Annotated in this window: 28 protein-coding genes and 1 tRNA gene; 24 read left to right on the top strand and 5 right to left on the bottom strand. The window is 73.3% G+C overall.

From position 1 onward, the window contains the following. Positions 1 to 57 precede the first annotated feature (57 nt). Positions 58 to 966, bottom strand: a complete 909-nt coding sequence (locus ACFOX0_RS29550) for a TIGR04282 family arsenosugar biosynthesis glycosyltransferase (protein WP_449288875.1) — start codon at positions 964 to 966, stop codon at positions 58 to 60. A 222-nt stretch (positions 967 to 1,188) separates the two neighbouring features. Between ACFOX0_RS29550 and fdh the strand changes: the two genes are divergently transcribed. From fdh to ACFOX0_RS29505, 9 genes are all read left to right on the top strand, one after another. Continuing rightward, positions 1,189 to 4,563: a formate dehydrogenase gene (gene fdh / locus ACFOX0_RS29545; protein WP_377552188.1), complete on the top strand. Its 3,375-nt coding sequence runs from the start codon at positions 1,189 to 1,191 to the stop codon at positions 4,561 to 4,563. A 4-nt stretch (positions 4,564 to 4,567) separates the two neighbouring features. After that, on the top strand, positions 4,568 to 5,668 hold the full coding sequence (locus tag ACFOX0_RS29540) for a 4Fe-4S dicluster domain-containing protein (protein WP_377552187.1): 1,101 nt from the start codon (positions 4,568 to 4,570) through the stop codon (positions 5,666 to 5,668). Next, positions 5,665 to 6,852: an NrfD/PsrC family molybdoenzyme membrane anchor subunit gene (nrfD, locus tag ACFOX0_RS29535; protein WP_377552185.1), complete on the top strand. Its 1,188-nt coding sequence runs from the start codon at positions 5,665 to 5,667 to the stop codon at positions 6,850 to 6,852. Before ACFOX0_RS29540 ends, nrfD begins: the two co-directional genes overlap by 4 nt. A gap of 89 nt (positions 6,853 to 6,941) precedes the next feature. Beyond that, on the top strand, positions 6,942 to 9,353 hold the full coding sequence (locus ACFOX0_RS29530; protein WP_377552183.1) for an ATP-binding cassette domain-containing protein: 2,412 nt from the start codon (positions 6,942 to 6,944) through the stop codon (positions 9,351 to 9,353). A 64-nt stretch (positions 9,354 to 9,417) separates the two neighbouring features. Then, positions 9,418 to 9,513 (top strand) — tRNA-Sec (locus ACFOX0_RS29525). A gap of 20 nt (positions 9,514 to 9,533) precedes the next feature. Next, on the top strand, positions 9,534 to 10,844 hold the full coding sequence (gene selA / locus ACFOX0_RS29520) for an L-seryl-tRNA(Sec) selenium transferase (protein WP_377552182.1): 1,311 nt from the start codon (positions 9,534 to 9,536) through the stop codon (positions 10,842 to 10,844). Positions 10,845 to 10,847: 3 nt separating this feature from the next. Then, a complete protein-coding gene (gene selB / locus ACFOX0_RS29515) occupies positions 10,848 to 12,611 on the top strand; it encodes a selenocysteine-specific translation elongation factor (RefSeq protein WP_377552180.1) in 1,764 nt (587 codons plus the stop codon). A gap of 134 nt (positions 12,612 to 12,745) precedes the next feature. Further along, positions 12,746 to 12,961, top strand: coding sequence for a hypothetical protein (locus ACFOX0_RS29510; protein WP_377552178.1), 216 nt, complete (start codon positions 12,746 to 12,748; stop codon positions 12,959 to 12,961). A 71-nt stretch (positions 12,962 to 13,032) separates the two neighbouring features. Then, positions 13,033 to 13,212, top strand: a complete 180-nt coding sequence (locus ACFOX0_RS29505; protein WP_377552177.1) for a hypothetical protein — start codon at positions 13,033 to 13,035, stop codon at positions 13,210 to 13,212. Positions 13,213 to 13,215: 3 nt separating this feature from the next. Here ACFOX0_RS29505 and ACFOX0_RS29500 read toward each other — a convergent pair whose 3' ends face one another. Beyond that, positions 13,216 to 13,869 carry a hypothetical protein gene (locus tag ACFOX0_RS29500; protein ID WP_377552176.1) on the bottom strand — a complete coding sequence of 218 codons (654 nt, stop codon included), beginning with the start codon at positions 13,867 to 13,869 and terminating at the stop codon, positions 13,216 to 13,218. 103 nt (positions 13,870 to 13,972) lie between these two features. On the opposite strand from ACFOX0_RS29500, the gene ACFOX0_RS29495 reads away from it, so the two are divergent. Beyond that, entirely contained in the window at positions 13,973 to 14,170 is a 198-nt protein-coding gene (locus ACFOX0_RS29495; protein WP_377552174.1) for a hypothetical protein, read from the top strand. On the opposite strand, the gene ACFOX0_RS29490 is transcribed toward ACFOX0_RS29495, so the two are convergent. From ACFOX0_RS29490 to ACFOX0_RS29480, 3 genes are read right to left on the bottom strand one after another with little or no spacing between them, the layout of a single operon-like run. Next, positions 14,167 to 14,667, bottom strand: a complete 501-nt coding sequence (locus tag ACFOX0_RS29490; protein ID WP_377552173.1) for a hypothetical protein — start codon at positions 14,665 to 14,667, stop codon at positions 14,167 to 14,169. The genes ACFOX0_RS29495 and ACFOX0_RS29490 overlap by 4 nt on opposite strands. Positions 14,668 to 14,676: 9 nt before the next feature. After that, the gene (locus ACFOX0_RS29485) at positions 14,677 to 14,883 is read right to left on the bottom strand and encodes a phosphatidylethanolamine-binding protein (RefSeq protein WP_377552171.1); all 207 of its coding nucleotides are present in this window, start codon (positions 14,881 to 14,883) and stop codon (positions 14,677 to 14,679) included. Between the two features lie 41 nt (positions 14,884 to 14,924). Beyond that, a complete protein-coding gene (locus ACFOX0_RS29480) occupies positions 14,925 to 15,821 on the bottom strand; it encodes a universal stress protein (protein WP_377552170.1) in 897 nt (298 codons plus the stop codon). 467 nt (positions 15,822 to 16,288) lie between these two features. Between ACFOX0_RS29480 and ACFOX0_RS29475 the strand changes: the two genes are divergently transcribed. From ACFOX0_RS29475 to ACFOX0_RS29410, 14 genes are all read left to right on the top strand, one after another. Continuing rightward, the gene (locus tag ACFOX0_RS29475) at positions 16,289 to 16,945 is read left to right on the top strand and encodes a CDP-alcohol phosphatidyltransferase family protein (RefSeq protein WP_377552168.1); all 657 of its coding nucleotides are present in this window, start codon (positions 16,289 to 16,291) and stop codon (positions 16,943 to 16,945) included. After that, entirely contained in the window at positions 16,942 to 17,841 is a 900-nt protein-coding gene (locus tag ACFOX0_RS29470; RefSeq protein WP_377552166.1) for a DUF881 domain-containing protein, read from the top strand. The genes ACFOX0_RS29475 and ACFOX0_RS29470 overlap by 4 nt, the downstream gene beginning before the upstream one ends. Continuing rightward, on the top strand, positions 17,838 to 18,170 hold the full coding sequence (locus ACFOX0_RS29465; RefSeq protein WP_377552165.1) for a small basic family protein: 333 nt from the start codon (positions 17,838 to 17,840) through the stop codon (positions 18,168 to 18,170). The genes ACFOX0_RS29470 and ACFOX0_RS29465 overlap by 4 nt, the downstream gene beginning before the upstream one ends. Before the next feature lie 11 nt (positions 18,171 to 18,181). Continuing rightward, positions 18,182 to 19,183, top strand: coding sequence for a DUF881 domain-containing protein (locus ACFOX0_RS29460; RefSeq protein WP_377552163.1), 1,002 nt, complete (start codon positions 18,182 to 18,184; stop codon positions 19,181 to 19,183). 66 nt (positions 19,184 to 19,249) lie between these two features. Further along, the gene (gene gcvH / locus ACFOX0_RS29455; protein ID WP_377552161.1) at positions 19,250 to 19,630 is read left to right on the top strand and encodes a glycine cleavage system protein GcvH; all 381 of its coding nucleotides are present in this window, start codon (positions 19,250 to 19,252) and stop codon (positions 19,628 to 19,630) included. A 215-nt stretch (positions 19,631 to 19,845) separates the two neighbouring features. Continuing rightward, positions 19,846 to 20,298 carry an oxoglutarate dehydrogenase inhibitor Odhl gene (gene odhI / locus ACFOX0_RS29450; protein ID WP_363854664.1) on the top strand — a complete coding sequence of 151 codons (453 nt, stop codon included), beginning with the start codon at positions 19,846 to 19,848 and terminating at the stop codon, positions 20,296 to 20,298. Between the two features lie 50 nt (positions 20,299 to 20,348). Beyond that, the gene (gene ftsR / locus ACFOX0_RS29445; protein ID WP_377552192.1) at positions 20,349 to 21,050 is read left to right on the top strand and encodes a transcriptional regulator FtsR; all 702 of its coding nucleotides are present in this window, start codon (positions 20,349 to 20,351) and stop codon (positions 21,048 to 21,050) included. 180 nt (positions 21,051 to 21,230) lie between these two features. Continuing rightward, positions 21,231 to 21,695 (top strand): bifunctional nuclease family protein, encoded by a 465-nt coding sequence (locus ACFOX0_RS29440; protein ID WP_377552191.1) that lies wholly within the window; start codon positions 21,231 to 21,233, stop codon positions 21,693 to 21,695. A gap of 172 nt (positions 21,696 to 21,867) precedes the next feature. After that, on the top strand, positions 21,868 to 22,494 hold the full coding sequence (locus ACFOX0_RS29435) for a MerR family transcriptional regulator (protein ID WP_377552160.1): 627 nt from the start codon (positions 21,868 to 21,870) through the stop codon (positions 22,492 to 22,494). Positions 22,495 to 22,627: 133 nt separating this feature from the next. Further along, positions 22,628 to 23,263: a SanA/YdcF family protein gene (locus ACFOX0_RS29430; protein WP_377552158.1), complete on the top strand. Its 636-nt coding sequence runs from the start codon at positions 22,628 to 22,630 to the stop codon at positions 23,261 to 23,263. Positions 23,264 to 23,540: 277 nt separating this feature from the next. Continuing rightward, entirely contained in the window at positions 23,541 to 23,954 is a 414-nt protein-coding gene (locus tag ACFOX0_RS29425; RefSeq protein ID WP_377552157.1) for a group I truncated hemoglobin, read from the top strand. A 2-nt stretch (positions 23,955 to 23,956) separates the two neighbouring features. Next, a complete protein-coding gene (locus ACFOX0_RS29420) occupies positions 23,957 to 25,135 on the top strand; it encodes a globin domain-containing protein (RefSeq protein WP_377552155.1) in 1,179 nt (392 codons plus the stop codon). Next, positions 25,132 to 25,824 (top strand): DivIVA domain-containing protein, encoded by a 693-nt coding sequence (locus ACFOX0_RS29415; protein WP_377552154.1) that lies wholly within the window; start codon positions 25,132 to 25,134, stop codon positions 25,822 to 25,824. Before ACFOX0_RS29420 ends, ACFOX0_RS29415 begins: the two co-directional genes overlap by 4 nt. A gap of 91 nt (positions 25,825 to 25,915) precedes the next feature. Further along, a complete protein-coding gene (locus ACFOX0_RS29410) occupies positions 25,916 to 26,776 on the top strand; it encodes an NAD-dependent protein deacetylase (protein WP_377552190.1) in 861 nt (286 codons plus the stop codon).

Below are 26,776 nucleotides of genomic sequence, written 5' to 3'. Positions count from 1 at the left end.
CGCCTACGCCCAGTGGGAGACCCAGGCCGCTGACCTGGTCACCCAGTACTGGAACAGCTAAGACAACAACCGAAAGGGCCGGGATCCCGTACCACCGGGGTCCCGGCCCTTTTTCGGCATCCGCTGGCCGCGGCCCGGATGGTCACGGCGAGGGTGGGCCGGCGTGCCCGGCGTGGACATCAAGCCTGACGGGCCACGCCGGGCACGCCGGCCCACCCCCCAACCACAAGCCAGGCACACCGACCCACCCCCAACCACAACCGGAGCCATGACCAAAACCCCCGGAACCACCGCGGAAACCGCAGCAGCGAACCGAGAACCCGGCACCCGCCCCGCCACCACCACCGCGTCCCCCATCGAATCGACATCCCGCAGCACCGGCAACCGCCCCACCCGCAGCCCGCGCCCCCGCAACGCCCGCCAGGTGCGCAGCCCCGTGTCGGGCCGGGACGTCGGCACGCCGGTGAGCACCCCCGCCTGCCGCGGATCGGCCAGCCCCAGCGCCCACCAGCCACCGTCCCGGGCCGGCCCGAGGACCGCGTCGCAACCGTCCGCCAGGCGGGCCAGCGCCCGCTCCAGGGCCCGCGCCGACACCTGCGGGGTGTCCATGCCGATCTGCAGCACCGGCCGACCGGGGAACCGGTCGGCGATCTCGGCGTGCGCGTGCACGAGCCGTTCGGCGAGGGTGTCGCCGTGCTGGGTCAGGACGGTCCATCCGCGTACCGCCCGGCGCAGCCGACCGGGCCGGACCGCGACTGAGAGGTCACCGGCCAGCGCCAGTGCCGGGGTGGCGGCGGGGACGGCCGTGACCGCGGCCATCGTGTCCAGCAGCGCCGCGGCGGCGATCTCGGCGGCCTGTCGCGGGGTGGCCGGCGGGCAGAGCCGCGTCTTGACCGTGCCGGGCGCCGGTGCCTTCGCGACGACCAGCACGACCGGCGGTCCCGCCGGCCCGGGGTGACGGGACATGCGCCGGTGGTAACCGGTACGCGGTCGGGTAAACCGCGAGCGGCCGGATGACGCGTACGCCCGGCAGCGGTTGGGACTGTCGGACGCGCCGCCGCCTCGCCAGGAAGCGCGGGATCGCGGCTGAACGTCGGTGCCGCCGGCCCGCCCGGCTGCGGACCGGCGGAACGTGATTTATTGTCGAGTCGTTCGCGTTCGCCGTCGGTCGACCGGAGGGAGCCCGGCATGGGGGTCCGCACCTGGATCGAGGGCTGGCCGGTCTACCGCCAGCTCACCGGCGACGACCCGCTGGGTCGGGGCGCCGCCGCGCGGTCCCGACGCACCGACGCGCTGACCCCGCGCACCGAGCAGGCGGACTCGATGGCCCGGTCGGTCTGCCCGTACTGCGCGGTCGGCTGCGGGCAGCGGATCTACGTCAAGGACGGCCAGATCACCCAGATCGAGGGCGACCCGGACAGCCCCATCTCCCGGGGCCGGCTCTGCCCCAAGGGCTCGGCCAGTAGAAACCTCGTCACCAGTGAACTGCGCCAGCAGAAGGTCCGCTACCGCCGGCCGTACGGGACCGAGTGGGAGGAGCTGGATCTCGACACCGCGCTGGACATGATCGCCGACCGGGTCATCGCCGCCCGGGAGCAGACCTGGGAGGACGCCGACGACGAGGGCCGGCCGCTGAACCGCACCCTCGGCTTCGCCAGCCTGGGCGGTGCGACCCTGGACAACGAGGAGAACTACCTCATCAAGAAGTTGTTCACGGCGATGGGGGCACTCCAGATCGAGAACCAGGCCCGCATTTGACACTCCGCCACCGTCCCCGGTCTGGGGACCAGCTTCGGTCGTGGCGGCGCCACCGACTTCCAGCAGGACCTCGTCAACGCTGACGTCATCGTCATCCAGGGTTCCAACATGGCGGAGGCGCACCCGGTCGGCTTCCAGTGGGTGATGGAGGCCAAGCGGCGCGGCGCCAAGGTCTTCCACGTGGATCCCCGGTTCACCCGGACCAGCGCGCTGGCCGACTCGTACCTGCCGATCCGGGCCGGCACCGACATCGCCCTGCTCGGCGGCGTGGTCCGCTACATTCTGGACAACGAGCTGGACTTCCGGGAGTACGTGCTGGCGTACACCAACGCGGCCTCGATCGTCGGCGAGGACTTCCGGGACACCGACGACCTGGACGGGTTCTTCTCCGGCTTCGACCCGGAGACCGGCTCCTACCACCAGGGCAGCTGGCAGTACCAGGGGCACGGTGGCGACGGCTCGCAGCGGGAGACGGCCACCCAGCGGGAGACGGCGGCCGGGCTGCGGCACGAGTCGCACGGCGCCCCGGTCGCTGGTGAGGTGCGGCGGGACGAGACGCTCCAGCACCCGCGCTGCGTCTACCAGCTGCTGAAGCGGCACTACGCCCGGTACACGCCGGAGATGGTGGAGCGGATCTGCGGCATCCCGCGGGAGAAGTTCCTCGAACTGTGCCGCGCCTGGACCGAGAACTCCGGCCGGGACCGCACCGGCGCCCTGGTCTACTCGGTGGGCTGGACCCAACACACGGTGGGCGTGCAGTACATCCGTACCGGCGCGATCATCCAGCTGCTGCTGGGCAACGTGGGCCGGCCGGGTGGCGGGGTCCTCGCCCTGCGCGGGCACGCCAGCATCCAGGGTTCGACCGACATCCCCACCCTGTTCAACCTGCTGCCCGGCTACCTGCCGATGCCGCACCACGCCGACCATCCGACCTTCGACGAGTGGGTGGACAGCATCCGGCACCCCGGCCAGAAGGGCTTCTGGGGCAACGCCCGGGCGTACGCGGCCAGCCTGCTGAAGGCGTACTGGGGGGACGCGGCCACGCCGGAGAACGACTTCTGCTACGGCCACCTGCCCCGGATGACCGGCGACCACGGCTCGTACCAGACCGTGCTCAACATGATCGACGGCAAGGTCAAGGGCTACTTCCTGCTCGGCCAAAACCCGGCGGTCGGATCGGCCCACGGCCGGGCCCAGCGGCTCGGCATGGCCAACCTGGACTGGCTGGTGGTCCGCGACCTGTTCATGATCGAGAGCGCCACGTTCTGGCAGAACGGTCCCGAGGTCGCCACCGGGGAGATCGTGCCGCAGGAGTGCCGGACCGAGGTGTTCTTCCTGCCGGCGGCCTCGTACGCGGAGAAGGAGGGCACGTTCACCCAGACCCAGCGGCTGCTGCAGTGGCGGGAGAAGGCGCTCGACCCGCCCGGCGACTGCCGCTCCGAGCTGTGGTTCTTCTACCACCTCGGCCGGGTCGTCCGGGAGAAGCTGGCCGGCTCCACCGCGCCGCGCGACCGGGCGATCCTCGACCTGGCCTGGGACTACCCCACGCACGGCCGGTACGCCGAGCCGAGCGCCGAGACCGTGCTGGCCGAGATCAACGGGTACGAGGTCGACTCCCGCCGGCCGCTGTCCAGCTTCACCGAGGCCAAGGACGACGGCTCCACCGCGATCGGTTGCTGGATCTACGCCGGGGTCTACGCCGACGGGGTGAACCAGGCGGCCCGCCGCAGGTCCCGGCACGAGCAGGACTGGGTGGCCGCCGAGTGGGGCTGGGCCTGGCCGGCGAACCGGCGCACCCTCTACAACCGCGCGTCGGCGGACCCGCAGGGCCGGCCGTGGAGCGAACGCAAGAAGTACGTCTGGTGGGACGCCGACAAGGGCGAGTGGACCGGCTACGACGTGCCGGACTTCGAGAAGACGAAGCCGCCGACGTACCGGCCGCCGGACGACGCGACCGGGGCCGAGGGGCTGGCCGGTGACGACGCGTTCATCATGCAGGGCGACGGGAAGGGCTGGCTGTACGTACCGACCGGGCTGATCGACGGGCCGATGCCGACGCACTACGAGCCGGCCGAGTCCCCGATCCGCAACCCGCTGTACGGCCAGCAGACCAACCCCACCCGCAAGACGTACGACCGGCCGGACAACCCGATCAATCCGAGCCCGCCGCAGGAGCACACCGACGTCTTCCCGTACGTGTTCCTGGTCAGTCGGCTCACCGAGCACCACACCGCCGGCGGGATGAGCCGGATGGTGCGCCACCTGGCCGAACTCCAACCGGAGATGTTCGTGGAGGTGTCCCCGGAGTTGGCGGCCGAACGCGGGCTGGAACACCTCGGCTGGGCGTACCTGGTCTCCGGACGGGCGGCCATCGAGGCCCGGGTGCTGGTGACCGACCGGCTCACCCCGCTGTGGGTGGAGGGGCGCGAGATCCACCAGATCTGGCTGCCGTACCACTTCGGCTACGAGGGCCTGGTCCGCGGCGACTCGGCCAACGACCTGTTCGGCATCACCCTGGACCCGAACGTCCTGATCCAGGAGAGCAAGGTGGGCACCTGCGACATCCGGCCGGGCCGCCGACCCACCGGCCGGGCCCTGCTCGACCTGGTGGCCGACTATCGTCGACGGGCCGGGCTCGACCGGGGTCCCGCCTTCCCGGTGGTCACCACGGACGCCGCCGAGGAGGCCAAGCGGCTCGAACAGCGGCGGCAGGACCGGGCCCGGGCCGCGGGCCGCGACGGCGGTGCGGAGTCCGCCGGCCGGGCCGCCACCGCGGAACGCGCCGACACGGACGGGAGCACGTGACGGGATGACCGACGCCAACAGCCTGTACGGCCCGCTGGACCCGACGCCCGACGCCGGCTACCCCGACGCGCCGCCGCGGATGGGCTTCTTCACCGACACCAGCGTCTGCATCGGCTGCAAGGCGTGCGAGGTGGCCTGCAAGGAGTGGAACCTGGTCCCGGAGAGCGGACTGGACCTGCTCGGCATGTCGTACGACAACACCGGGGCGCTGACCGCCAACTCGTGGCGGCACGTCGCCTTCATCGAGCAGTCCCGGCCGGCCGGCGGCACCACGACGCCGGCGTTCGCCGGCACCCCGACCGGCCCGCCGGTCAGCCCGGCCACCGCCGTGACGGCCGCTGGGTCGACCGCCGACACCGGTACGACGCCGGGGTCGGGGCCGGCCCCGACCCCCGAGGTGGCGGCCCGGACGGCCGGCGGACCGGCGGCGGCCGGGACGGCCGGGGAACCGGCGGCCCCGACGACCGGTGGGCCGGAGTTCCTCGGCATGCCCGGGTCGGCGCCGCCGGGCCGGGGCACGGGCCTGACCGAGCGGACCGACTTCCGCTGGTTGATGATGTCCGACGTCTGCAAGCACTGCACCCACGCTGCCTGTCTGGACGTCTGCCCGACCGGTGCGCTGTTCCGCACCGAGTTCGGCACGGTGGTGGTGCAGGAGGACATCTGCAACGGCTGCGGCTACTGCATCCCGGCCTGCCCGTACGGGGTCATCGACCAGCGGCGCGACGACGGCCGGGCGTGGAAGTGCACGCTGTGCTACGACCGGATCGGCGCCGGGAACACCCCGGCCTGCGCCCAGGCCTGCCCGACCGAGTCGATCCAGTACGGCCCGCTCGACGAGTTGCGGGACCGGGCCCGGTCCCGGGTCGAGCGGCTGCACGCCGACGGCGTACCGCAGGCGCAACTCTACGGCGCGGACCCGGACGACGGGGTGGGCGGGGACGGCGCGTTCTTCCTGCTGCTGGACGAGCCCGAGGTGTACGGCCTGCCGCCCGACCCGGTGGTGACCACCCGCGACCTGCCGGACATGTGGCGGCGGGCCGGTCTCGCGGCGGCGACGATGGCGGCGGCCGCCGTCGTCGCGTTCCTGGGCGGCCGGTCATGACCGCCGGCCCGCCGGACGTCCCGCGCCGGTCCGGCGACCGGCCGGACGACCCGGTCCGCGCCGCCGACCGGCCGGACCGCTCCGACCCGGCCGCCGACCGGCCCGGTGGATCGGTCGGTGACCGGTTCCGGCGGTTCCAGGAGGAGCTCGGCCGGACCGGTGGGGGAGAGGTCGGTCGCCGGTCGGCGGATCGGCGTGGCCGGCGGGGCGGCGGCGAACGGCTCGCGGTGCCGCCGGTCGAGTTCACCTCCTACTACGGCCGACCCATCCTCAAGGCGCCGGTGTGGCGCGACGACATCCCGGCCTACCTGTTCACCGGTGGCCTGGCCGCCGGCAGCGCGCTGGTCGCGGCGGGCGCCCAACTGACCGGTCGGACCCGGTTGCGCCGGGCCGGCCGCTGGACGGCGCTGGGCGCGGTCGTGGCGAGCAGCTACTTCCTGGTCAACGACCTGGGCCGGCCGGCCCGGTTCCACCACATGCTGCGGGTGGCCAAGCCGACCTCTCCGATGTCGGTGGGCACCTGGATCCTCGCCGGGTTCGGACCGGCGGCCGGGCTGGCCGCCGTCGCCGAGTTGGCGCCCCGGCTGCCCCGCCGTGGCCTGCTGGGGCTGGCCCGGCGGATCGCCCCGCCGGTGGCCGACGCCGCCGGTCTCGGCGCGGCCGTGCTGGCACCGGCGCTGGCCACCTACACCGGGGTGCTGCTCGCCGACACGGCCGTACCGTCCTGGCATGAGGCGTACCCGCAGTTGCCGTTCGTCTTCGCGGGCAGCGCGCTGGCCAGCGGTGCCGGTATGGCGCTGCTCGCCGCGCCGCCGGCCGAGGCGGGTCCGGCACGCCGGCTCGCGGTGCTCGGGGCCGCCGTGGAACTGGCCGGCGCGCACCAGGTGGAGACCCGGCTCGGGCTGCTCAGCGAGCCGTACCGGACCGGCGCCGCCGGCCGGCTGCTGCGCACCGGCCGCGCGTTGACCGCGGCCGGTGTCGCCGGCGCCCTGCTGGGCCGCCGCAGCCGGCTGGTCTCGGCGGTGTCCGGCGCGGCGCTGCTGGTCGCCTCGGTCGCGACCCGGTTCGGGGTGTTCCGCGGCGGGGTGGCCTCGGCCCGGGATCCCCGCTACACCGTCGTGCCGCAGCGGGAGCGGCTGGAGCGCCGGGCGGGGCGCACCCCGGCCGACCAGGCTCGGCCCTGACCGTCCGCCCGGCGTCGTTCCCGATTCGATCACGAACGGAGAAGCGCGGGCGGTCCGACGACGGCTAGCGTGGCCAGCATGGAGAGCCGATGAGCAGGGCCACGACGACGGACACCGGGACGGGCACCCCGCACCCCGCCGACAGCCACGACCTGATCCGCGTGCACGGCGCACGGGTGAACAACCTGCGCGACGTCAGCGTCGAGATCCCGAAGCGGCGGCTGACGGTGTTCACCGGGGTCTCCGGCTCGGGCAAGAGTTCGCTGGTGTTCGGCACCGTCGCCGCCGAGTCGCAGCGGTTGATCAACGAGACGTACAGCGCCTTCGTGCAGGGCTTCATGCCGACGCTGGCCCGGCCCGACGTCGACGTGCTGGACGGGCTGACCACGGCGATCATCGTGGACCAGGAGCGGCTGGGCACCGACCCCCGGTCCACGGTCGGCACCGCCACCGACGCCAACGCGATGCTGCGCATCCTGTTCAGCCGGCTCGGCGAGCCGCACATCGGCTCGCCGCAGGCGTACTCGTTCAACGTCGCGTCGGTGACGGCGAGCGGCGCGATCACCGTCGAGCGCGGTGACCGCAGGGCCGAGCGGGTGAGTTTCACCCGCACCGGGGGCATGTGTCCGCGCTGCGAAGGCCGCGGCTCGGTCACCGACTTCGACCTGACGGCCCTGTACGACGAGACCAAGTCGATCAACGAGGGCGCCATCACGGTCCCCGGCTACTCGATGGACGGCTGGTACGGCCGGATCTTCCGTGGCGCCGGCCTCTTCGACCCGGACAAGCCGGTCGGCCGGTTCACCCGCAAGGAGCTCGACGCGCTACTGCGCAAAGAGCCGACCAGGATCAAGGTCGACGGCATCAACGTCACGTACGAGGGGCTGATCCCGAAGATCCAGAAGTCGTTCCTGGCCAAGGACGTCGACGCGATGCAGCCGCACATCCGTGCCTTCGTCGAACGGGCGGTCACCTTCACCACCTGCCCCGAGTGCGACGGCACCCGGCTGAGCGCCGCCGCCCGGTCCTCGAAGATCAACGGGATCAGCATCGCCGACGCCTGCGCGATGCAGATCAGCGACCTGGCCGAGTGGGTGGGCGGCCTGGCCGAGCCGTCCGTCGCGCCGCTGCTGGCGGCGCTGCGGCACACCCTCGACTCGTTCGTGGAGATCGGTCTGGGCTACCTGAGCCTGGACCGCCCGGCGGGCACCCTCTCCGGCGGCGAGGCGCAACGTACCAAGATGATCCGGCACCTCGGGTCGTCGCTCACCGACGTGACGTACGTCTTCGACGAGCCAACGGTCGGGCTGCACCCGCACGACATCCAGCGGATGAACGAGCTGCTGCTGCGGCTGCGCGACAAGGGCAACACCGTGCTGGTGGTCGAGCACAAGCCGCAGGTGATCGAGATCGCCGACCACGTCGTGGACCTCGGCCCGGGCGCCGGCTCGGCGGGCGGCACCGTCTGCTTCGAGGGCACCGTCGAGGGGCTGCGCGGGAGCGACACCGTCACCGGCCGCCACCTGGACGACCGGGCCGCCCTGAAGGAGTCGGTACGCACTCCCACCGGCAGCCTGCCGATCCGCGGCGCCGGGACCCACAACCTGCGCGACGTCGACGTCGACATCCCGCTCGGCGTGCTGGTCGTGCTGACCGGGGTGGCCGGCTCCGGCAAGAGTTCGTTGGTCGACGGCTCGCTGGCCGGCCGGGACGGGGTTGTCTCGGTCGACCAGACCGCGATCCGCGGCTCGCGGCGGAGCAACCCGGCCACGTACACCGGTCTGCTCGATCCGGTCCGCAAGGCGTTCGCCAAGGCCAACGGCGTGAAGCCGGCGTTGTTCAGCGCCAACTCGGAGGGCGCCTGTCCGGCCTGCAACGGCGCCGGTGTGGTCTACACCGACCTGGCGATGATGGCCGGCGTCGCCACGGTCTGCGAGGAGTGCGAGGGCAGGCGGTTCCAGGCGGCGGTGCTGGAGTACCGGCTCGGCGGCCGGGACATCAGCGAGGTGCTGGCCATGCCGGTGACCGAGGCCGCGGAGTTCTTCGCCGCCGGCGAGGCCCGCACGCCGGCCGCGCACGCCATCGCGGGCCGGCTCGCCGACGTCGGGCTGGGCTACCTGCGTCTGGGTCAGCCGCTCACCACGCTCTCCGGCGGCGAGCGGCAACGGCTCAAGCTGGCCACCCAGCTGGCCGCCGCCGGTGGCGTCTACATCCTCGACGAGCCGACCACCGGCCTGCACCTGGCCGACGTCGAGCAGTTGCTCGGCCTGCTCGACCGGCTGGTCGACGCCGGCAAGTCGGTCATCGTCATCGAGCACCACCAGGCGGTGATGGCGCACGCCGACTGGATCATCGACCTCGGTCCCGGTGCCGGCCACGACGGCGGCCGGATCGTCTTCGCGGGTACCCCGGCCGACCTGGTGGCCGCCCGGTCCACCCGCACCGGCGAACATCTCGCCGCGTACGTCGCCGGCGCCGGGCGGGGACGAGGCACCCCGTGAGCCGGGCCGCGCCGGGAGTCCGGCTCACCGGGCGGCCGCCGGAGCGCTGTGGTTAGGTGATCGTGGAGGCGTTCAGGTGGCTGGTGCCCCTCCCGGTCTTCAAAACCGGTGTGGCCCGGGATCCGGGCCGGGCGGGTTCGATTCCCGTCCGCCTCCGCCAATCTGGGCGAGGAGTGGGCGATGGGGGACCGGCCGGTGGATCCGCGACGTCGGATCCCGCGCACCGACGTGCTGCTGGCCGATCCCCGGCTGACCGCCGCCGTGGCGACACTCGGCGTGGCCCGGGTCAAGGCGCTCGTCGCGGCCGTGCAGGACCGGGCCCGGCGCGGGGAGATCCGCCCTGAGGACGTACCCGACGAGGCGGCGGCCCGGGTCGCGGCCGGGGCCGGCGGTCCCCGCCCGGTGGTCAACGCCACCGGCGTGCTGCTGCACACCAACCTGGGCCGGGCGGCCCTGTCCGGCGCGGCGGTCGACGCGCTGTGCGCGGCCGCCGGCCACACCGACGTCGAACTGGACCTGACCACCGGGCGGCGGGCCCGGCGCGGTCGCGGTGCGCTCGCGGCGCTGGCCGCCGCCGTGCCCGACGCGGCGGCCGTGCACGTGGTCAACAACGGCGCGGCGGCGTTGGCCCTCGCCGCGACCGGCCTGGCCGCCGGCCGCCAGATCGTGGTCAGCCGGGGCGAACTGGTCGAGATCGGCGACGGGTTCCGGCTGCCCGACCTGCTGGTCAGCACCGGCGCCCGGCTGCGCGAGGTGGGCACCACCAACCGCACCACGCTGGCCGACTACGCCGCCGCGCTCGGCCCGGACACCGGCTTCGTCCTCAAGGTCCACCCGTCCAACTTCGTGGTCCGCGGCTTCACCTCCGCCGTACCGGTGCGCGAGCTGGCCACCCTCGGGGTGCCCGTGGTGGCCGACATCGGCTCCGGCCTGCTCGCCCCGGACGACCTGCTGCCCGACGAGCCGGACGCCGCGTCGACGCTGCGGGCCGGCGCCGCCCTGGTGACGGCCAGCGGGGACAAGCTGCTCGGCGGCCCACAGGCCGGTCTGCTGCTCGGCGACGCCGACCTGGTCGACCGGTTGCGTCGGCACCCGCTGGCCCGGGCGCTGCGGGTGGACAAGCTCACCCTGGCCGCGCTGGAGGCGACGCTGAGCGGCCCGCCCACCCCGACCTGGCGGGCGCTGCACACCGCCCCGGAGGAGCTGCGCGAGCGCGCCGACCGGCTGGCCGCGGCACTGGCCGCGGCCGGCGTCAAGGCCGAGGCGGCGCCGGCCGCGGCGGTCGTGGGCGGCGGCGGCGCGCCGGAGGTGGAGTTGCCGTCCTGGGCGGTTCGGCTGCCCGAGCGGTACGCCGTCCCGCTGCGCCTCGGCGACCCGCCGGTGGTCGGCCGGGTGGAACGCGGACACCTGCTGCTGGACCTGCGCTGCGTGCCGGCCGAGCGGGACGGCACCGTCCGGGACGCGGTCCTGCGGCTGCGCCGGGACGGCTGAGCGATGCACGTCGTCGCCACCGCCGGACACGTCGACCACGGCAAGTCGACCCTGGTCCGGGCGCTGACCGGGATGGAACCCGACCGGTTCGCCGAGGAACGCCGCCGGGGCCTGACCATCGACCTCGGCTTCGCCTGGACCACGCTGCCCTCCGGTGCCGTGATCGCCTTCGTGGACGTACCCGGGCACGAGCGGTTCGTGCCGAACATGCTCGCCGGCGTCGGGCCGGTGCCCGCCGCCCTGTTCGTGGTCGCCGCCGACGAGGGCTGGATGCCGCAGTCGGCCGAGCACCTCGCCGCGCTGGACGCCCTCGGCGTCCGGCACGCCCTGCTGGCCGTCTCCCGGGCCGACCTGGCCGACCCCGGCCCGACCGTGGAACGGGCCCGCGCGGAGTTCGCCGGCACCGGCCTCGGCGAACCTGAGGTGGCGGTGGTCAGCGCCCTGACCGGTGCGGGCCTGCCCGGCCTGCGCGCCGCCCTGGACCGGCTGGTCGGGCGGATCCCGACGCCCCCGGTCGACGCACCGGTCCGGCTCTGGGTGGACCGCTCGTTCACCGTCCGGGGCAGCGGCACGGTGGTCACCGGCACCCTCGGCGCGGGCACCCTGCGGGTCGGCGACGACCTGGACACCGGCGACACCGGCACCCGGGTACGGGTGCGTGGCCTGCACTCGCTGGGCGTGGCCCGGACCGAGGTGACCGGCCTGGCGCGGGTGGCGGTCAACCTGCGCGGCGTGGACCGGGACACCGTCGGCCGGGGCGACACGCTGCTGACCCCGGGCCGGTTCCGGCAGACCGACCTGGTCGACGTGCGGCTGGCCGGCGACCCGCCCGACCGGTTGCCGACCGGGGCGATGCTGCACGTCGGTTCGGCGGCGGTGCCCGTACGGCTGCGACCGCTCGGCCCGGACACCGCCCGGTTGCGGCTGGCGCGCCGGTTGCCGCTGCGCGTCGGTGACCGGGCGCTGTTGCGCGACCCGGGCCGGCGCGCCCTGGTCGGCGGGCTGGTGGTGCTCGACGTCGTACCCCCGCCGTTGCGCCGGCGGGGCGCCGCCGCGGCCCGGTCGGCGGAGTTGGCCGGGCTGACCGGCCGACCGGACGAGGCCGCCGAACTGCGCCGTCGCGGGCTGGTCCGGCGGGCTGACCTGGAGCGGATGGGCGTTCCGGTCGGCACCGCGCCGGTGACCGGCGACTGGCACGCCGACCCGGCACAGTGGCGGGCCCTCGGCCACCGCCTCGGCGAGGTGGTGGACCGGTACGCGCGCGACCATCCGCTGGATCCGGGCGTCCCGGTGGAGACCGTGCGGCAACTGCTCGACCTGCCCGACCGGGCCCTGGTCGCGCCGTTGGTGGCGCCGCCGCTGCGGCTGGCCGGCGGCCGGGTGTTCGCCGGCGACCGCGCGCCCGACCTGCCCGCCCCGGTGGCCGCGGCGCTGGCCCGGATCACCGCCGACCTGGCCGACCGGCCGTTCCTGGCGCCGGAGGCGGCCCGGCTGGCGCAGGTCGGGCTCGGGCCGCGGGAGATCGGCGCGGCGGTCCGGGCCGGGGCGCTGGTCCGGTTGGCCGACACCGTGGTGCTGCTGCCGGCCGCGCTCGACGAGGCGGTCCGGACCCTGGCCGCCCTGCCGCAGCCGTTCACGCTCAGCGCGGCGCGGCAGGCCCTGGACACCACCCGGCGGGTGGCCGTGCCGCTGCTGGAACTGCTCGACCGGCGCGGGGCCACCCGGCGGCTGCCGGACGGCACCCGGCTGCTGGCACCGGCGGACTGACCGACCCGCCGGCTGCGGACGGTCGGCCGGCCGGGCGCGGGCAGCGGGATCCGGCCGGGCCCCGAACGGGTCACCGGCCGGCTGCCCGGCCGAACCCGCCTGCCCGGCCGGCCGGCTCGCCTACCGTGTGGGTCATGGACCCCGGCGATCCCGTCGCCGTCTGGCGGGACGGTTTCCACCGCTGGCGGATCGAGGCCTACCGGACGCCGGACGTCCGGTTCGCGATCTACGCGACCAACGGCACGACCGAGTCCGCGCCGCTGTGGCTGTTCGGCATGCCGGCGTTGGCCCGCTGGCTGATGGTGCAGAGCATCGCACTGGACAGCCTGGAGGTCGAGGACCTGACGTAAGGCTCCGGTCGGGTGGTCCGATCCCCCAAATGCGCCATCCGCCGCCCGTCGTACGAGTTATGGTACTTTGCGTGAAAAATCGGGGGATTCGGACGATCGTGGCCCTGGCCGTCGGGCTGGCTGTCGTCTACTTCGGCAGCGCCAACCGCGACGGCGATCGGGTGAGCAACTCGGTGTTGCTGCTCGCGGCGGCCGCGGCCCTCATCGTCTGGTTCGCGACCAAGCCCAGCGCCAACACACCGGTCAAGTGACCGTCAGCCACCGGCGGCGGCCCGGGTCACCTCCCCGGTGGCCTCGCCGCTGAGCGACACCCGGACCAGGGCGGCGGCGAACCGGGCCACATCCGGCCCGGCGACCAGCCCGGCCAGCGCCCGCGGATCGGTTGGCAACCGCAGCCGCCGCGCCCCGGTCATCATCCGCCGGTCCACGAACGGTCGCAGGTCCACCCACACCGCCTGTACCTCGCGGACGAAGATGTCCGCCCCGGTGGGGCCGATTCCGGGAAACGCGGTCAACAACCGGCGGACGGCCGGGACGTCGCCGCCGGTCTCCCGGTGCAACCTGCGCAGGTCGCCCCGCCACCGTTCCAGACACAGCCGGGCACCGGCGCCCAACATGGTGGCGGTCCGCTCGTCGTACCGGCGGTAGTGGCCCCGGCCCAGCGCGTCGACCCGGTCCTGCCAGGTCGCGGCCTCCATCGCGGCCGGGGTCCGGTAGCCGGCGGCGAACAGTTCCCGGGCCGCCGCGACCGCCACCGCGGCCCGGATCCGGGTGCTCAACAGGGTCGCCAACACCAGCAACTGGTACAGCGGGGCGGGACGGTCGGCCAACCGGACACCGGCCTCGTCCGCGTAGCCGCGGCCGTACCGGTCCAGCAGGGCCCGGACGGTCGCCCGGTGGTCAGCCATCCACCGGCACCACCCGCGGCCGGACGGATCCGGGTCGCCGCCCGCCGGAATGCCCTCCGCGGTCGACGGGTAATCCGCGGCGAGCACGGAAGGAGAGTGGCGCATGACGAACGTGCAGCAGCCGGAGATGCGACGCAATGAGAACAATCCCACCGTGCAGGACAGCAAGCGTCCCGGACCGGTCGGCGGTCGGCCGCGAGCGGGGCGGGGTCGGGCGCGACCCGTGCCACCGGCCCAGTCGTCCCCGTACGGTCCGGAGCCGCGCGCGGGCCGCGCCGGCGACAAGGGCGAGCACGACTAGCGCCGGCCCGCCGGTCCGGCGCCGGTGAGCCGGCGCCAGACCGTGGCCGCCACCGCCCCGTAGACCAGGTGCGGGACGATGTCGGACAGCCAGTCCACCCGGCTCCACCGGCGTGGATCGCTGACTCGTAGGACGGCCATCGGCGCGTCGGAGGCGACCATCGCCAGCGCGCCGAGCAGCACGGCGGCGACCGGCACCGGGACGACCCGGCGGCGGTCGAGCAGCCCGAAGGCGGTGGCCGTGGCCACGCCCGAGGCGTAACCCAGCAGTGACCCGAGGGCCGAGCGTCGGTTCGCCGCCCGGTCCTCCGGTCCGAGCGGTACGTGTGCGGCCTCGGTGAGCCGCCGCGCGGTCTCCGCCGGGGTGCTGCTCGCCGGCCGCGCCCTCAGCGTCATGTCCAGGTACGTCACGACGTCCAGCGCGCTGCTGCCGGCCAGCCCGGCGAGAGCCCCGTCCAGCAGGACACCCGCCGGAGCCCGCGATGTGCGGTGCGACATGGGGCGGCCCTACCGCTTCTCTCCACGGCGCCGTTCGCCCTTCGGCCCGAGGCCGCGTTCGCCCCGGACGAAGCCCGGCCCGTGTTCCTGCCGCAGGATCCGGTTCGCGACCTCGTTCGCCTCCTTGTCCGAGGCGCGGCCCGAGTTCTCGATCCCCTTGCGCAGCCGGGCCCGCTCGATGTCGTACTTGTTGCTACCGGGTCGTGGTCCTGGCACGGCACTGCCCCCCGTGGTCGTTCGGTGCGGTCCGGCCCGGTCTACCCACCCTGGCCCGGTGCATTCCCGTCCCGGACCAGCACCGTGGGGCAACCGGCGTGGTGCAGGACCGCGTGGCTGGTGGACCCGAGCAGCAGGCCCGCGAAGCCACCCAGGCCGCGGGCGCCGACCACGACCAGTTGGGCCGTGGCCGACTCCTCGATCAATGCCGGCGCGGCCCGGCCGTGCACGACCCGGCGGATGACGGGCACGTCCGGGAACCGGTCGCTCCACCCGGCGATCGACTCGGCCAGTTCGCGGTCCTCCTCGCCGCGCAGTGCCTCGGTGTCGTAGACCAGCGGCATCATGTCGCCCGGTCCGCTGGAGACCGGGTGCCGGAAGGCGTGCACCGCCCGGCATTCCGCGCCCCGCCGGGACGCCTCCTCGATCGCCACCCCCAGCGCCACCCGGGAGTGCGCCGAGTTGTCCACCCCCACGACCACGGGCCCGTCGTGATCCTCGCCCCGGGCCAGCAGCACCGGACAGGACGCGTACGTGCTGACCTGGACTGCCACCGAACCGACCAGCAGGCCGGTGAAGCCACCGAGGCCTCGATCGCCGATGACCAGCAGGTCCGCGTCCGTGGTCTCCCGGCACAGCACCGCCGCGGCCTGCCCGTCGACGATCGCGTGGCTGACCGGTAGGCCCGGCGCGACCGCGCGGGCCTGGCCCACCGCCTCGGCCAGCATCCGTTCGGCCTGGTGTCGCAGACCGCCGTCGGTCGGGCCACCGGGGGACCTGTCGACGTCGACGTGCAGCAGTGGCCAGACGAACGCGTGCACCAGGTGCAACGGCCGGTGCCGCAGGGCGGCCTCGGCGGCACCCGTCCGGACCGCCCGCAGCGCGGTGGGGGAGCCGTCCACCCCCACGACAACGGGCGCCCCGGTCCGCACGCTCACACCGTCACTATGCCCATCCGGGGTGGTCTGCGCGGCGACAACGAGCAATGTGGTTCCGGCCGGGCCCAGCACGAGCTGTTTGGGCGCCCTGCTGGCCTTCGACCGGGCGGCGACCCGGGACCGGGAGACCGGGCCGGAGGAGGTCCGGATGGCCTGAACCACGTTCCGCCGTTCCGGTCCCGAGCTAGCATCCTAGGATGCATAGGGGGAGTGTCGGCGGGCACCGGAAGTCACCGCCCCGACGGCTACGACGCAGGCGCGTCCGGCCAGGCTGAATCAGCCGGATATAGTGGCCTCGCAATTTCGCAGCCAACGGAAACGTCGGCGGTCCGACCGCCCCCGGCTGTGCCGTTCAGCCGGCGTTCACGCGCACCCCTCCCGGGGGAGTCGTGACCGACCGGCCGGAGCGCACCGCGACCGGAGCCGCCCGACCGGGCGACACCCGGCCGGGTGCGAAGGGAGGTCCGGTGTCGCGTCGGCCGGCCCGGGCAACGCAGGCCCAGCCCACCGGTGGCACCACCGTTCCCTCCGCGGACGGGGCCGGTCGGATCCTCACCGTTCCCAATCTGATCAGCTTTCTCCGCCTGCTCGGCGTCCCCGTCTTCCTCTACCTGCTGCTGGTGCCGCATGCCGACGTCGCCGCCGTCGTGGTGCTGGCCGTCGGCGGTACGACCGACTGGGTCGACGGGTACGTCGCCCGTCGGCTGAAGCAGGTGAGCCGGGTCGGCGAGCTGCTCGATCCGGCGGCCGACCGGCTCTACATCCTGGCCACCCTGATCGCCTTCACCGCCCGGGACGTGCTGCCCTGGCAGTTCACCGCGGCCCTGCTGGCCCGGGAGCTGCTGCTGGGCGTCCGGCTGCTGGTGCTGCGCGGCTACGGCTACGGCCCGCCGCCGGTGCACTACCTGGGCAAGACGGCGACGTTCATCCTGCTCGCCGCGTTCCCCACCCTGCTGCTGGCGGCCGCCGTGCCGGGCGCGGCGGCGGTCGCCGGGGCGATCGGCTGGGCGCTCGCCTGGTGGGGGTTGGTGCTCTACTGGGCCTCGGGCGTGCTCTACCTGGTGGAGGCGGGCGTGCTGATCCGCGCCGCCCGCTCGTCGGCCGGCACGAGGGCGGCGGCATGACCGACCGTCCACCGCGGCGGGCGTACGCGCCGGACTTCCTCTCCGAGCTGTTCCGCAACCCGTTGGACCCGGGTTACACCGACGCGGCCGAGCGGCGCCGTCGGCTCGGCCCGCCCACCGCGCGGCAGCGGGCCACCACCCGTACCGTCAGCGCGGTGACCCTGGCCCTGGTGGGCTTCCTGCTGGCGGTGGCGTACCGGCAGACGGTGGCCGACGAGCCGGGTCGCAGCCACGCCCGGGAGGGTCTGGTCGCGCAGATCAAGCAGCGCGAGGTGGTGGCCGACCAGCTCACCGACCGGGCCAACGACCTGCGTGCCGAGGTGGCGCGGCAGCGCGACGCCGAGCTGACCGGCAGCGACGCCGCCCGGTTGCGGGAGCTGGAGGCGGCGACCGGGCTGCGTCGGGTGCGCGGGGACGGCGTGCTGGTCCGGGTCGCCGACGGTCCGGCCAAGAAGGACACGATGACCGGCGCCCAGGGGCCGAACCTGGCGCTGGTCCGCGACAGCGACCTGCAGGGCATCGCCAACGGGTTGTGGGCCGCCGGCGCCGAGGCGATCTCGATCAACGGGCAGCGACTCACCGCCACCTCGACGATCCGGCTGGCCGGCGAGGCGATCCTGGTCGACTACCGGCCGGTGACCGGCCCGTACGAGGTCTCCGCGATCGGCCCGGGCCAGCTCGAACGGCGGTTCAAGGACAGTCAGGTGGCCCGGCTGTTCCGGAGTCTGACGGCCGAGTACGGCATGTCGTTCGACGTCCGTTCGGTGGACAACCTCGACCTGCCGGCGGCGAACGAGCCGCAGCTGCGCTACGCGCAACTCCCCGCGCAACCGTCCCCGACGCCGTCCGGCGTCGGGGCCACCCCGCACCCCACCACCTCCGGAGGCGGCCGATGATCGCTGTACTCGCGTTGATCGCCGGCGTGGCGCTCGGCATCTGGCTCAACCCCACCGTTCCGGCGGCGTTGCAGCCCTACCTGCCGATCGCCGTGGTGGCCGCCCTGGACGCGGTGTTCGGCGGGGTACGGGCGAAGCTCGACCGGATCTTCGACGACAAGCAGTTCGTCATCTCGTTCATCTCGAACGTCCTGGTCGCCGGGGTGATCGTCTATCTGGGTGACCAGCTCGGCGTCGGTGGACAGCTCTCCACCGGGGTGGTGGTCGTGCTGGGGGTGCGGATCTTCGGCAACGTGGCGGCCATCCGCCGGCACCTGTTCCGGGCGTAAGGTTCGACGCGATGAGCGAGGAACAGCAGGAGACCGGCACCGGTTGGCCGGCGCGGCCCGGGCCACCGGTGCCGTCCGGTCCGGCCGCCGAGCCCGATCCGCGCCCGGACGCGCCGCCCGCCGACGGGGTTGGCCCGCGGATCCGGGTACCGGACGGCGACGGCGGTCGTGACCGCGATCTCGACGACGACCGGGATCTCGACGACGACCGCGACAGCGGCGGTCCGGGACCGGCCACACCGGCCGACGGCCACGGTGACGGCGTCCCGGACGATCCGGCGGCCGGCGACCCGGCCGGTGCCGTGGCGGCCAGGTCACCGCGCCGGCCCAGCGCCGCCGGGGTGATGATCGCGGTCCTGCTCGCGCTGCTCGGGTTCACCCTGGTGGTGCAGCTCAAGACCAGCTCTACCGATCCGACGCTGGGCGCCACCCGGCAGGAGGACCTGGTCCGCATCCTGTCCGACCTGGAGTCCCAGGAGCAGCGGCTGCGGCAGGAGATCACCGGCCTGGAGGACAGCCAGCGTCAGTTCACCTCCGGGGCCCAGCGGCGGCAGGCGGCCTTGGACGAGGCCACCCGCCGGGGTGACGAGCTCGGCATCCTGGCGGGCTCGCTGCCGGCCCGTGGTCCGGGTCTGTCGGTGGTGTTCATGGCGGGGGGCAAGCCGATCCGGGCGGCCACCCTGCTGGACGCGGTGCAGGAGCTGCGCGGCGCCGGGGCCGAGGCGATGCAGATCTCGGGCGCGTCGGGCGCTCCGGTCCGGGTGGTCGCCTCGACCTGGTTCGTCGAGGCCGACGGTGGGGTCAACGTCGGCGGGAGCCGGCTGGTCGGTCCGTACACGATCCAGGTCATCGGCGATCCGCAGACGATGCAGACGGCGTTGAACATTGCTGGCGGGGTGGTCGCGTCCGTCCGTGGCGACGGCGGTACGGTGATGATCCAGGAGCACGACACGGTCGACGTGACGGCCAAGAGTGCCCCGGTCAGTCTGAAACACGCGCGTCCGGTCTCCTGACCGGCGCGCTCCGGACCGTCTCGGCGGTCCGGGTGCCGATCAGTGCGACGACGAAGGACGCGTCTGGTGATTCCTGAGGACCTGCGATACACCGCCGAACACGAGTGGGTGTCGGGTGAGGTGGGCGGACCGCTGCGGGTGGGCGTCACCCATTTCGCGCAGGACGCGTTGGGTGACATCGTCTACGTCCAGCTTCCGGAGGAGGGTACGGTCGTCGAGGCCGGCGAGTCCTTCGGTGAGGTGGAGTCGACCAAGAGCGTGTCGGAGATCTACGCCCCGTTGGCCGGGCGCGTGGTGCGCCGTAACGACCAGCTCGGTGACGCCCCGGAGACGATCAACACGGATCCGTACGGCGCCGGTTGGCTGGTCGAGATCGAGCCGAGCGACCCGGCCGCGGTCGACGGGTTGCTCAGCGCGGCGGCGTACCGGGAACTGACGGAGAGCTGAGCGGTACGACCCTGACGGCGGTTGTGTCCGCGCGTCCGGTTGCCCTGCATTTCGGCGCTGGCTAGGCTCGCCCAGTCGACCGAAGACCCAATAGTTGCGCGTTGCGGAATAGCCTTCCCGGGCACGGGGGAGCCAGCCGCCGGGCCATCAACCGCCCGGCGGCCAGACCCGCCATTACCCTGACGCCGACCGAAACAGATCCGTGAGGTGGTCCAATGACGCGCCCAGACGACGAGTTCCCCCCACTCGACGTCACGTCGACGCTCAATCTCGGTTCACTTGACGAAGTGCTCGAGGGGCCGGACGCCGATGTGGTGCCGAGCCGCATGTCGGGCTCCCTGCCGCCGGGCATGGCGCTGTTGGTGGTCCGCCGTGGCCCCAACGCCGGCGCGCGCTTCCTGCTGGATCATGACGTGACCACCAGCGGCCGGCATCCCGACAGTGACATCTTCCTCGACGACGTGACCGTGTCACGTCGGCACGCCGAGTTCCACCGCGACGGCGGCACCTTCACCGTCCGCGATGTGGGCAGCCTGAACGGCACGTACGTCAACCGGGAACGGGTCGAGGCCGCCACCCTGAGCAATGGTGACGAGGTGCAGATCGGGAAGTTCCGACTGGTCTTCATCGCCGGGCCGCGGCCGGAGGAAGAGGCCGGCCGGGGGTGAGTGAACGCGCGGCGGCGGCGTCCGTACCGGCCGCCGGGACCCACCCGCTGATGAGCATCGGTGAGGTGCTGGCTCATCTGCGGGTGGAGTTTCCCGACACGACGATCTCCAAATTGCGGTTCCTCGAGGCCGAGGGGTTGGTCGAGCCGCAGCGCACGCCGTCCGGCTACCGGAAGTACAGCTGGGACGACGTGGCGCGGTTGCGGTTCGTGTTGACCGCCCAGCGTGACCAGTACCTCCCCCTGCGGGTGATCCGCGAGCAGTTGGCCGATCTCGCCGAGGGGCGGGCGGAACCGGGCCGGCAGCGACCGGCCCTGGTGGCCGTCGGGCCGTCGGGCGAGGTGTCGGGCCGGTCCGACGCCGAGCCGGTCGTGGAGGCCGAGACCCGGTTGTCGCGGGCGGACCTGGTCGGCCGTAGCGGGATCGACGAGGCGACGCTTGCCGAGTTGGAGCGGTTGGGCATCGTGGTGTCGAGTCCGCCCGGCTGGTACGACGCGGACGCGTTGGCGATCGCGCAGGCGGTGGCCGGGCTCGCCCGGTACGGCTTGGAGCCGCGGCACCTGCGTGGTTACCGCACCGCGGCGGATCGCGAGGTGGGGTTGTTCGCTCAGCTGATCGCGCCGTTGGCGCGGCAGAACGATCCGGCGGCGCGGGCCCGGGCGGCCGAGACGGCACGGGAACTGGTGGCGCTGTCGCAGCAGTTGCACGCGGCGCTGGTGCGGGTGGGGTTGCGGGACGTGCTCGGACGGTGATCATTGCCACGGTCGGCGGCAAAGATCTTCGGCGTCGGGCGTGCCGTAGGCTTCCCGGGGTAACCCCTCCCGGTGTGGAAGATCCGGGCGGCGCGCGTGGGACGACCGTCTCGCCGCCCGTGTACCGTGCAGGGAAGGGGCGCGGTGCTGGCAGAGGGACACAACGACACGGAGGCGGCGGTGCGCGAGCTGAGCGTGGTCGGGGTTCGGGTGGAACTGCCCAGCAACCAGCCGATCGTGTTGCTCAGGGAGGTCGAGGGAGACCGCTACCTGCCGATCTGGATCGGTGCGGTGGAGGCCACCGCGATCGCCTACGAGCAGCAGGGTGTGAAACCGGCTCGGCCGCTGACCCACGATCTGCTCCGGGACATCCTGTCGGCGTTGCAGGCTCCGTTGCGGGCGGTGGAGATCACCGAGCTGAAGGAGAACGTCTTCTACGCCGATCTGCTGATCGGTGACGGTCTGCGGGTGTCGGCCCGGCCGAGTGACTCGATCGCGCTGGCGTTGCGGGTCGGTGCGCCGATCCGGTGCGCCGAGGAGGTGCTGACCGAGGCCGGCATCGTCATTCCGGACGAGCAGGAGGACGAGGTCGAGAAGTTCCGCGAGTTCCTGGACCAGGTCAGTCCGGAGGACTTCGCCGGTTGATCCACCTCCCGCCCGCGGGGACCGCCGTCCGGCGTGTCCGGCGGGTGTCCCGCCCGGCGTGTCGTGACGGTAACCCGGGGGTAACCCTTGGGGAGCGCTATAGGGTTGCCTGGTCGATGGGTGACACGTACCGGTAACGACGGGTCACCGCACTGGCGGGGAGGTTGTCCGGATGCACGAGCCGCATGATTCCGGTACGTCAGAACGCCGCCGGGCCGAGAACGAGCCGTCCACCGGTGTTGCCGGTCCGGGCGAGGATGTTCCCGGTCCGGGAGACGACGACGGGTCGGTCGGTTACCGCGGTGTGACGGCGTGTTCCGCGGTCGGCATCAGCTATCGCCAGCTGGACTACTGGGCCCGTACCGCGCTGGTCGTGCCGAGCATCCGGGACGCCTCGGGCTCGGGCACCCAACGGTTGTACTCGTTCCGGGACCTGGTGGTCCTCAAGGTCGTCAAGCGGCTGCTCGATGCCGGGGTCTCGTTGCAGAACATCCGCAAGGCGATCGAGGCGCTGCGTTCGCGCGGCGCCGCCGACCTGGCCGGCATCACGCTGATCTCGGACGGCACGACGGTCTACGAGTGCCGTTCCCCGGAGGAGGTCGTCGACCTGTTGCAGGGCGGCCAGGGTGTGTTCGGCATCGCGATCGGCGGCGCGTTCAAGGAGATCCAGGGTTCGTTGTCGCATCTGCCGGCCGAGTCGGCGTCGACCGGTGTGCCGGTCGGTCGGCCGGCCGCGGTGGTGCCGGAGGCGGTGGGTGACGAGTTGGCGGCGCGGCGGGCCCGGCGCCGGGCCGGTTGACCACCCCGCCGGACCGGCGCCCGTGATGACGGTCCCACCGCCGGTCTCCGGTCCGGATCCGGTTGCCTGTTCCGCGGCGGATGCCGGAGCGGGCGCACGGGTTCGTGTCCGCCGCTGGCCGCGCCGGTTGCTGGTGCTGGCGTTGGCGGTGCTGACTCCGTCGCTGGTCGTGGTGTCCGCCTGTGTGACCTGGATCCACCTGCAGGCGCGGGGTCACGTCTTCACCGTCGCGGACGTGCCGGTGGCGCCGGTGGCCCTGGTGCTCGGTGCGCAGGTCTACCTGGACGGCACGCCGTCGCCGTTCGTTGAGGCCCGGCTCGACCTTGCCCGTCAGTTGTACGTGGCGGGCAAGGTCCGGGCGGTGCTGGTCTCCGGTGACCACGGCCGGTGGGCGTACGACGAGCCGGGCACGATGCGGTCCTGGTTGGTCGGTCACGGTGTGCCGGCCGGCCGGGTGGTCGAGGACCACGCCGGGTTCGACACCTACGACTCGTGTCAGCGGGCCCGGCGGGTGTTCGGGGTGGACCGGGCGATCGTGGTGACCCAGTCCTTCCATGTGGACCGGGCGGTGACCCTCTGCCGGTCGGTGGGGGTGGACGCGACGGGCGTGGGCGACGACTCGGTCAGCCGTTTCCGCTCGGCGTGGCGCAGGGGGAGCGTCCGGGAGCCGTTCGCCGCCGTGAAGGCGGCGGGCGACGTGCTCAGCGGCCGGGATCCGGTGTTCCTCGGGCCGCACGAGCTGGGTGTTGACGATGCGTTGCGTCACTGACGGCGGGTCCGGTCCGGTTTCCGGCGGTGGCCCGGTGGACCCGCCCGTGACCTGCTTCGCGCCGCTGCCGAGCGACTGTCGGTCGACAACCACATCGGGCGTCGATGGCCGGCCGACTGTTCCGGATGGAAGTAAATGTTGGCTTAAGCCGGAAGGGGCGGGAATGACACGAGCCGGAGCAACGGCTATGGTCCGACAGGCGCCAACCCACGGCGCCGGCGTACCGGTGGCGTTCTCTCGCGCCGCCGCGCCCGTAGGAGCCCCGGAAGGAAGACCCGTGACGGACACGGAAACGAGCACCACCGGCGCAGTGCCGGCCGCGTCGCACTACGAGCGCATCGGTGGAGCGGCCTCGGTCAAGGCCGCCGTCGAGCTGTTCTACAAGCGTGTTCTCGCAGACCCGGACCTCGCGCCGTACTTCGGGGACACCGACATGGAACAGCAGCGCCGGCACATGGTGCTGATGCTGACCACCGTGCTCGGCGGGCCGAACAACTACGCCGGTCGTAGCCTGCCGGAGGCGCACAAGCCGTTGCACATCCCGGACGAGCACTACGACAAGGTGGGTGCGCACCTGGTCGGCACGCTCACCGAGCTCGGCGTGCCGGCGGACATCCTGGGTGCCGTCCAGGACATCCTCGCCCAGGTGCGGGACCAGGTGGTGTCCGACGGAAACCGCGTCGGCGTCTGAGCGTGGACACCGCACGTCTGAAGCAGAGCTGGGCTCTCGTCGCCGCCTACGGCGACGAGGTGCCCTTCTACTTCTACTCGACCCTGTTCCTCACCCATCCGGAAACCCGGCAGATGTTCCCGACCAACATGGCCGGGCAGCGTGATCGACTGGTGACCGCGTTGGGGCACATCGTCTCCAATGTGGACCAGGTCGACCAGCTCGTCGGGTTCCTGCAGCACCTCGGCGCGGACCACCGCAAGTTCGCGGTGCGCGCCGAGCACTATCCGGCCGTCGGTGAGGCGTTGGTCGCCACGCTGCGGCACTTCCTCGGTGACCGGTGGAGCGACGAGCTGGCCGCCGACTGGACGGCGGCGTACGGCTTGATCGCCCAGGTGATGACCGACGCGGCCAAGGAGGCCGAGAACACCAGCCCGCCGTGGTGGGTCGGTGAGATCGTCGGCCACGAGCGGCGCAGCTTCGACATCGCCGTGCTGACGTTGCGCCCGTCGTACCTGCTGCCGTTCGTCCCCGGCCAGTCGCTGGGTGTCTCCCACCCGTCGACCCGGGCCTGGCGGTACTACTCGCCGGCGAACGCGCCACGCGCCGACGGCACCCTGGAGTTCCACGTCCGGGCCGCGCCGGGTGGTGCGGTCAGTTCCCGGTTGGTCTACGGCGTCAACATCGGCGACCAGGTCCACCTGGCCTCGCCGGTGGGTGACCAGTTGGCGTTGAGCCGCTCCGGCGGGTCCGACCTGCTGCTGTTGGCCAGCGGCACCGGTTGGGCGCCGTTGAAGTCCCTGGTGGAACAGGTCGCGACGGAGAACGGACGCCGCCGGGTGAGCCTGTACGTGGGTGCCCGGTCCCGGCTGGAGTTCTACGACAACGAGGCGATCGACAAGCTCACCTCGTCGTTCCCCTGGCTGACGGTCCGGTACGTGTCCGGCACGAGCCCGCTGGATCCGTTCGAGCCGGGCCAGATCGCCGAGCAGGCCCTGGCCGAGGGCGACTGGCGGGGCGGACACGTCTACGTCTGCGGCTCCGACTCCATGGTGGCCAGCTCGGTCACCGCCCTGGGCCGCGCCGGCTACCAACCGGGTCAGGTGCACCACGAAGGGCTCGGCGACCACTGGTACGGCCCGGGCTGGCGTACGTTCGGGGACGCACCGCAGAGTTTCGATTCGTTCGGAGGAGCCCAGTGACGGCCGCGCCGATCAGCAGGTACGACGGCACCGAAGTGTCCCGGGCCAGCGCCCCGCAGGTGCGGATGACACCGGACCGGGTGCGCCGGTGGAAGTTCGACGCGGCGTCGTTGACCCGACGCGGGTACGACCAGCGGGAGGTGGACGCCTTCCGCATCCAGGTCGCCGACGAGCTGGACATCCTCGGCGCGCAGATCGCCAACCTGCGGGCCGAGAACGAGCGGATCAACGACCAGGTCGAGCTGTACCGGCACGGTGTGATCCCGAGTGCGCAGAAGAGCCCGGCGCCGGCGGCGAAGGAGGTCAATCTGCTCTCGTCCGCGCAGCGGGAGGCGGAGCAGATCATCGCCCAGGCGCACGACTACGCCCGCCGGGTCGCCGACTACGCCCGGGTGCAGTACGAGGCGTACGTCAAGGCCGCGGCGGAGGACGCCCGGGCCGAGGCGGAACGCGCGGTGAACGACTACCGGAGCAGTTCGGGTCCGGACTTCACCGACGGCGCGGCCGTGCAGGAGGCGCTGCGTATCTACGGCGAGATGATGATCTCGCACATGGAGGCGGCGGCGAAGCACCTGCACGACGGCAGCGAGCACCTGACCCGGACGATGGAGAAGATGAGCCGGGGCGAGAAGCCGGCCGTCGGACCGTCGACCGGCCGGGCCGCCCTGCCACGGCACGAGAACCGCTGAGACGCGCCGCCCCGCTGCCGCCCGCCGCGCCGCCGGCGGGCGGACCCGGCACTGGTCGCTCGGGTCGGTGCTGAGGCAGCATGGACGGGTGATCGATCGGGTGGGGGAGCGGTTCGACGGGCTGGCGGACCTGGTGGCCGGTGGCGGGGTCGCGGTCCTCAGCGGCGCCGGGTTGTCCACCGAGTCGGGCATTCCGGACTACCGCGGGCCGAGCGGGGTGGCCCGCCGGCACACCCCGATGACGTACCAGACCTTCACCGGTGATCCGGTCGCCCGGCGTCGCTACTGGGCGCGCAGCCACCTGGGATGGCGGACGATCGCCCGGGCCGTGCCGAACGCCGGCCACCGGGCGGTCGCCGACCTGGCGGCCGAGGGCCTGCTGACCGGCGTGGTCACGCAGAACGTGGACGGCCTGCACCAGGCGGCCGGTGCCCGGTCCGTGATCGAGTTGCACGGCAGTCTGGACCGGGTGATCTGCCTGGACTGCGGCTTTCGCAGCCCTCGTGCGGAGTTGGACCGCCGGCTGCGGGAGCGCAATCCGTGGTTCGAGGCGCAGGTCACCGCGGTGAACCCGGACGGTGACGTCGACCTGGCCGACGAGCGGATCGACGCGTTCCGCACCGTCGACTGCGCTGCCTGCGATGATGGGACGCTCAAGCCGGACGTGGTGTTCTTCGGCGAGAGCGTGCCGCCGGACCGGGTCCGGCAGTGCTTCGCCGTGGTCGAGGCGGCGCGGCTGCTGCTCGTTCTCGGCTCGTCGTTGACGGTGATGTCCGGCCGTCGGTTCGTGCTGCGGGCGGCGAAGCTCGACATCCCGGTGGCGATCATCAATCAGGGACCGACCCGGGGCGACGACTACGCGACCCACACGGTCGACGCGCCGTTGGGGGTGGCGCTGCCGGAACTGGTCCGTCGGATCTCCCGCGAGCCCGCCGTGTCAAGCTCACCTTGA

The sequence above is a fragment of the Micromonospora zhanjiangensis genome, from assembly GCF_042650605.1.
Lineage (GTDB): Bacteria > Actinomycetota > Actinomycetes > Mycobacteriales > Micromonosporaceae > Micromonospora_J > Micromonospora_J zhanjiangensis.
The sequence above is the reverse complement of the archived record's forward strand: the minus strand, read 5'-3'. Positions and strand labels throughout refer to the sequence as shown.

Bases quoted from the DNA above. Each gene is read 5' to 3' on its own strand.
- ftsR (WP_377552192.1), top strand. From the start codon at position 20,349: ATGAGCATCGGTGAGGTGCTGGCTCATCTGCGGGTGGAGTTTCCCGAC.
- selA (WP_377552182.1), top strand. From the start codon at position 9,534: ATGGGGGACCGGCCGGTGGATCCGCGACGTCGGATCCCGCGCACCGAC.
- ACFOX0_RS29470 (WP_377552166.1), top strand. From the start codon at position 16,942: ATGACCGACCGTCCACCGCGGCGGGCGTACGCGCCGGACTTCCTCTCC.
- ACFOX0_RS29540 (WP_377552187.1), top strand. From the start codon at position 4,568: ATGACCGACGCCAACAGCCTGTACGGCCCGCTGGACCCGACGCCCGAC.
- selB (WP_377552180.1), top strand. From the start codon at position 10,848: ATGCACGTCGTCGCCACCGCCGGACACGTCGACCACGGCAAGTCGACC.
- ACFOX0_RS29550 (WP_449288875.1), bottom strand. From the start codon at position 966: ATGTCCCGTCACCCCGGGCCGGCGGGACCGCCGGTCGTGCTGGTCGTC.
- ACFOX0_RS29460 (WP_377552163.1), top strand. From the start codon at position 18,182: ATGAGCGAGGAACAGCAGGAGACCGGCACCGGTTGGCCGGCGCGGCCC.
- ACFOX0_RS29500 (WP_377552176.1), bottom strand. From the start codon at position 13,869: ATGGCTGACCACCGGGCGACCGTCCGGGCCCTGCTGGACCGGTACGGC.
- ACFOX0_RS29510 (WP_377552178.1), top strand. From the start codon at position 12,746: ATGGACCCCGGCGATCCCGTCGCCGTCTGGCGGGACGGTTTCCACCGC.
- ACFOX0_RS29495 (WP_377552174.1), top strand. From the start codon at position 13,973: ATGACGAACGTGCAGCAGCCGGAGATGCGACGCAATGAGAACAATCCC.
- ACFOX0_RS29530 (WP_377552183.1), top strand. From the start codon at position 6,942: ATGAGCAGGGCCACGACGACGGACACCGGGACGGGCACCCCGCACCCC.
- odhI (WP_363854664.1), top strand. From the start codon at position 19,846: ATGACGCGCCCAGACGACGAGTTCCCCCCACTCGACGTCACGTCGACG.
- ACFOX0_RS29435 (WP_377552160.1), top strand. From the start codon at position 21,868: ATGCACGAGCCGCATGATTCCGGTACGTCAGAACGCCGCCGGGCCGAG.
- nrfD (WP_377552185.1), top strand. From the start codon at position 5,665: ATGACCGCCGGCCCGCCGGACGTCCCGCGCCGGTCCGGCGACCGGCCG.
- ACFOX0_RS29490 (WP_377552173.1), bottom strand. From the start codon at position 14,667: ATGTCGCACCGCACATCGCGGGCTCCGGCGGGTGTCCTGCTGGACGGG.
- ACFOX0_RS29465 (WP_377552165.1), top strand. From the start codon at position 17,838: ATGATCGCTGTACTCGCGTTGATCGCCGGCGTGGCGCTCGGCATCTGG.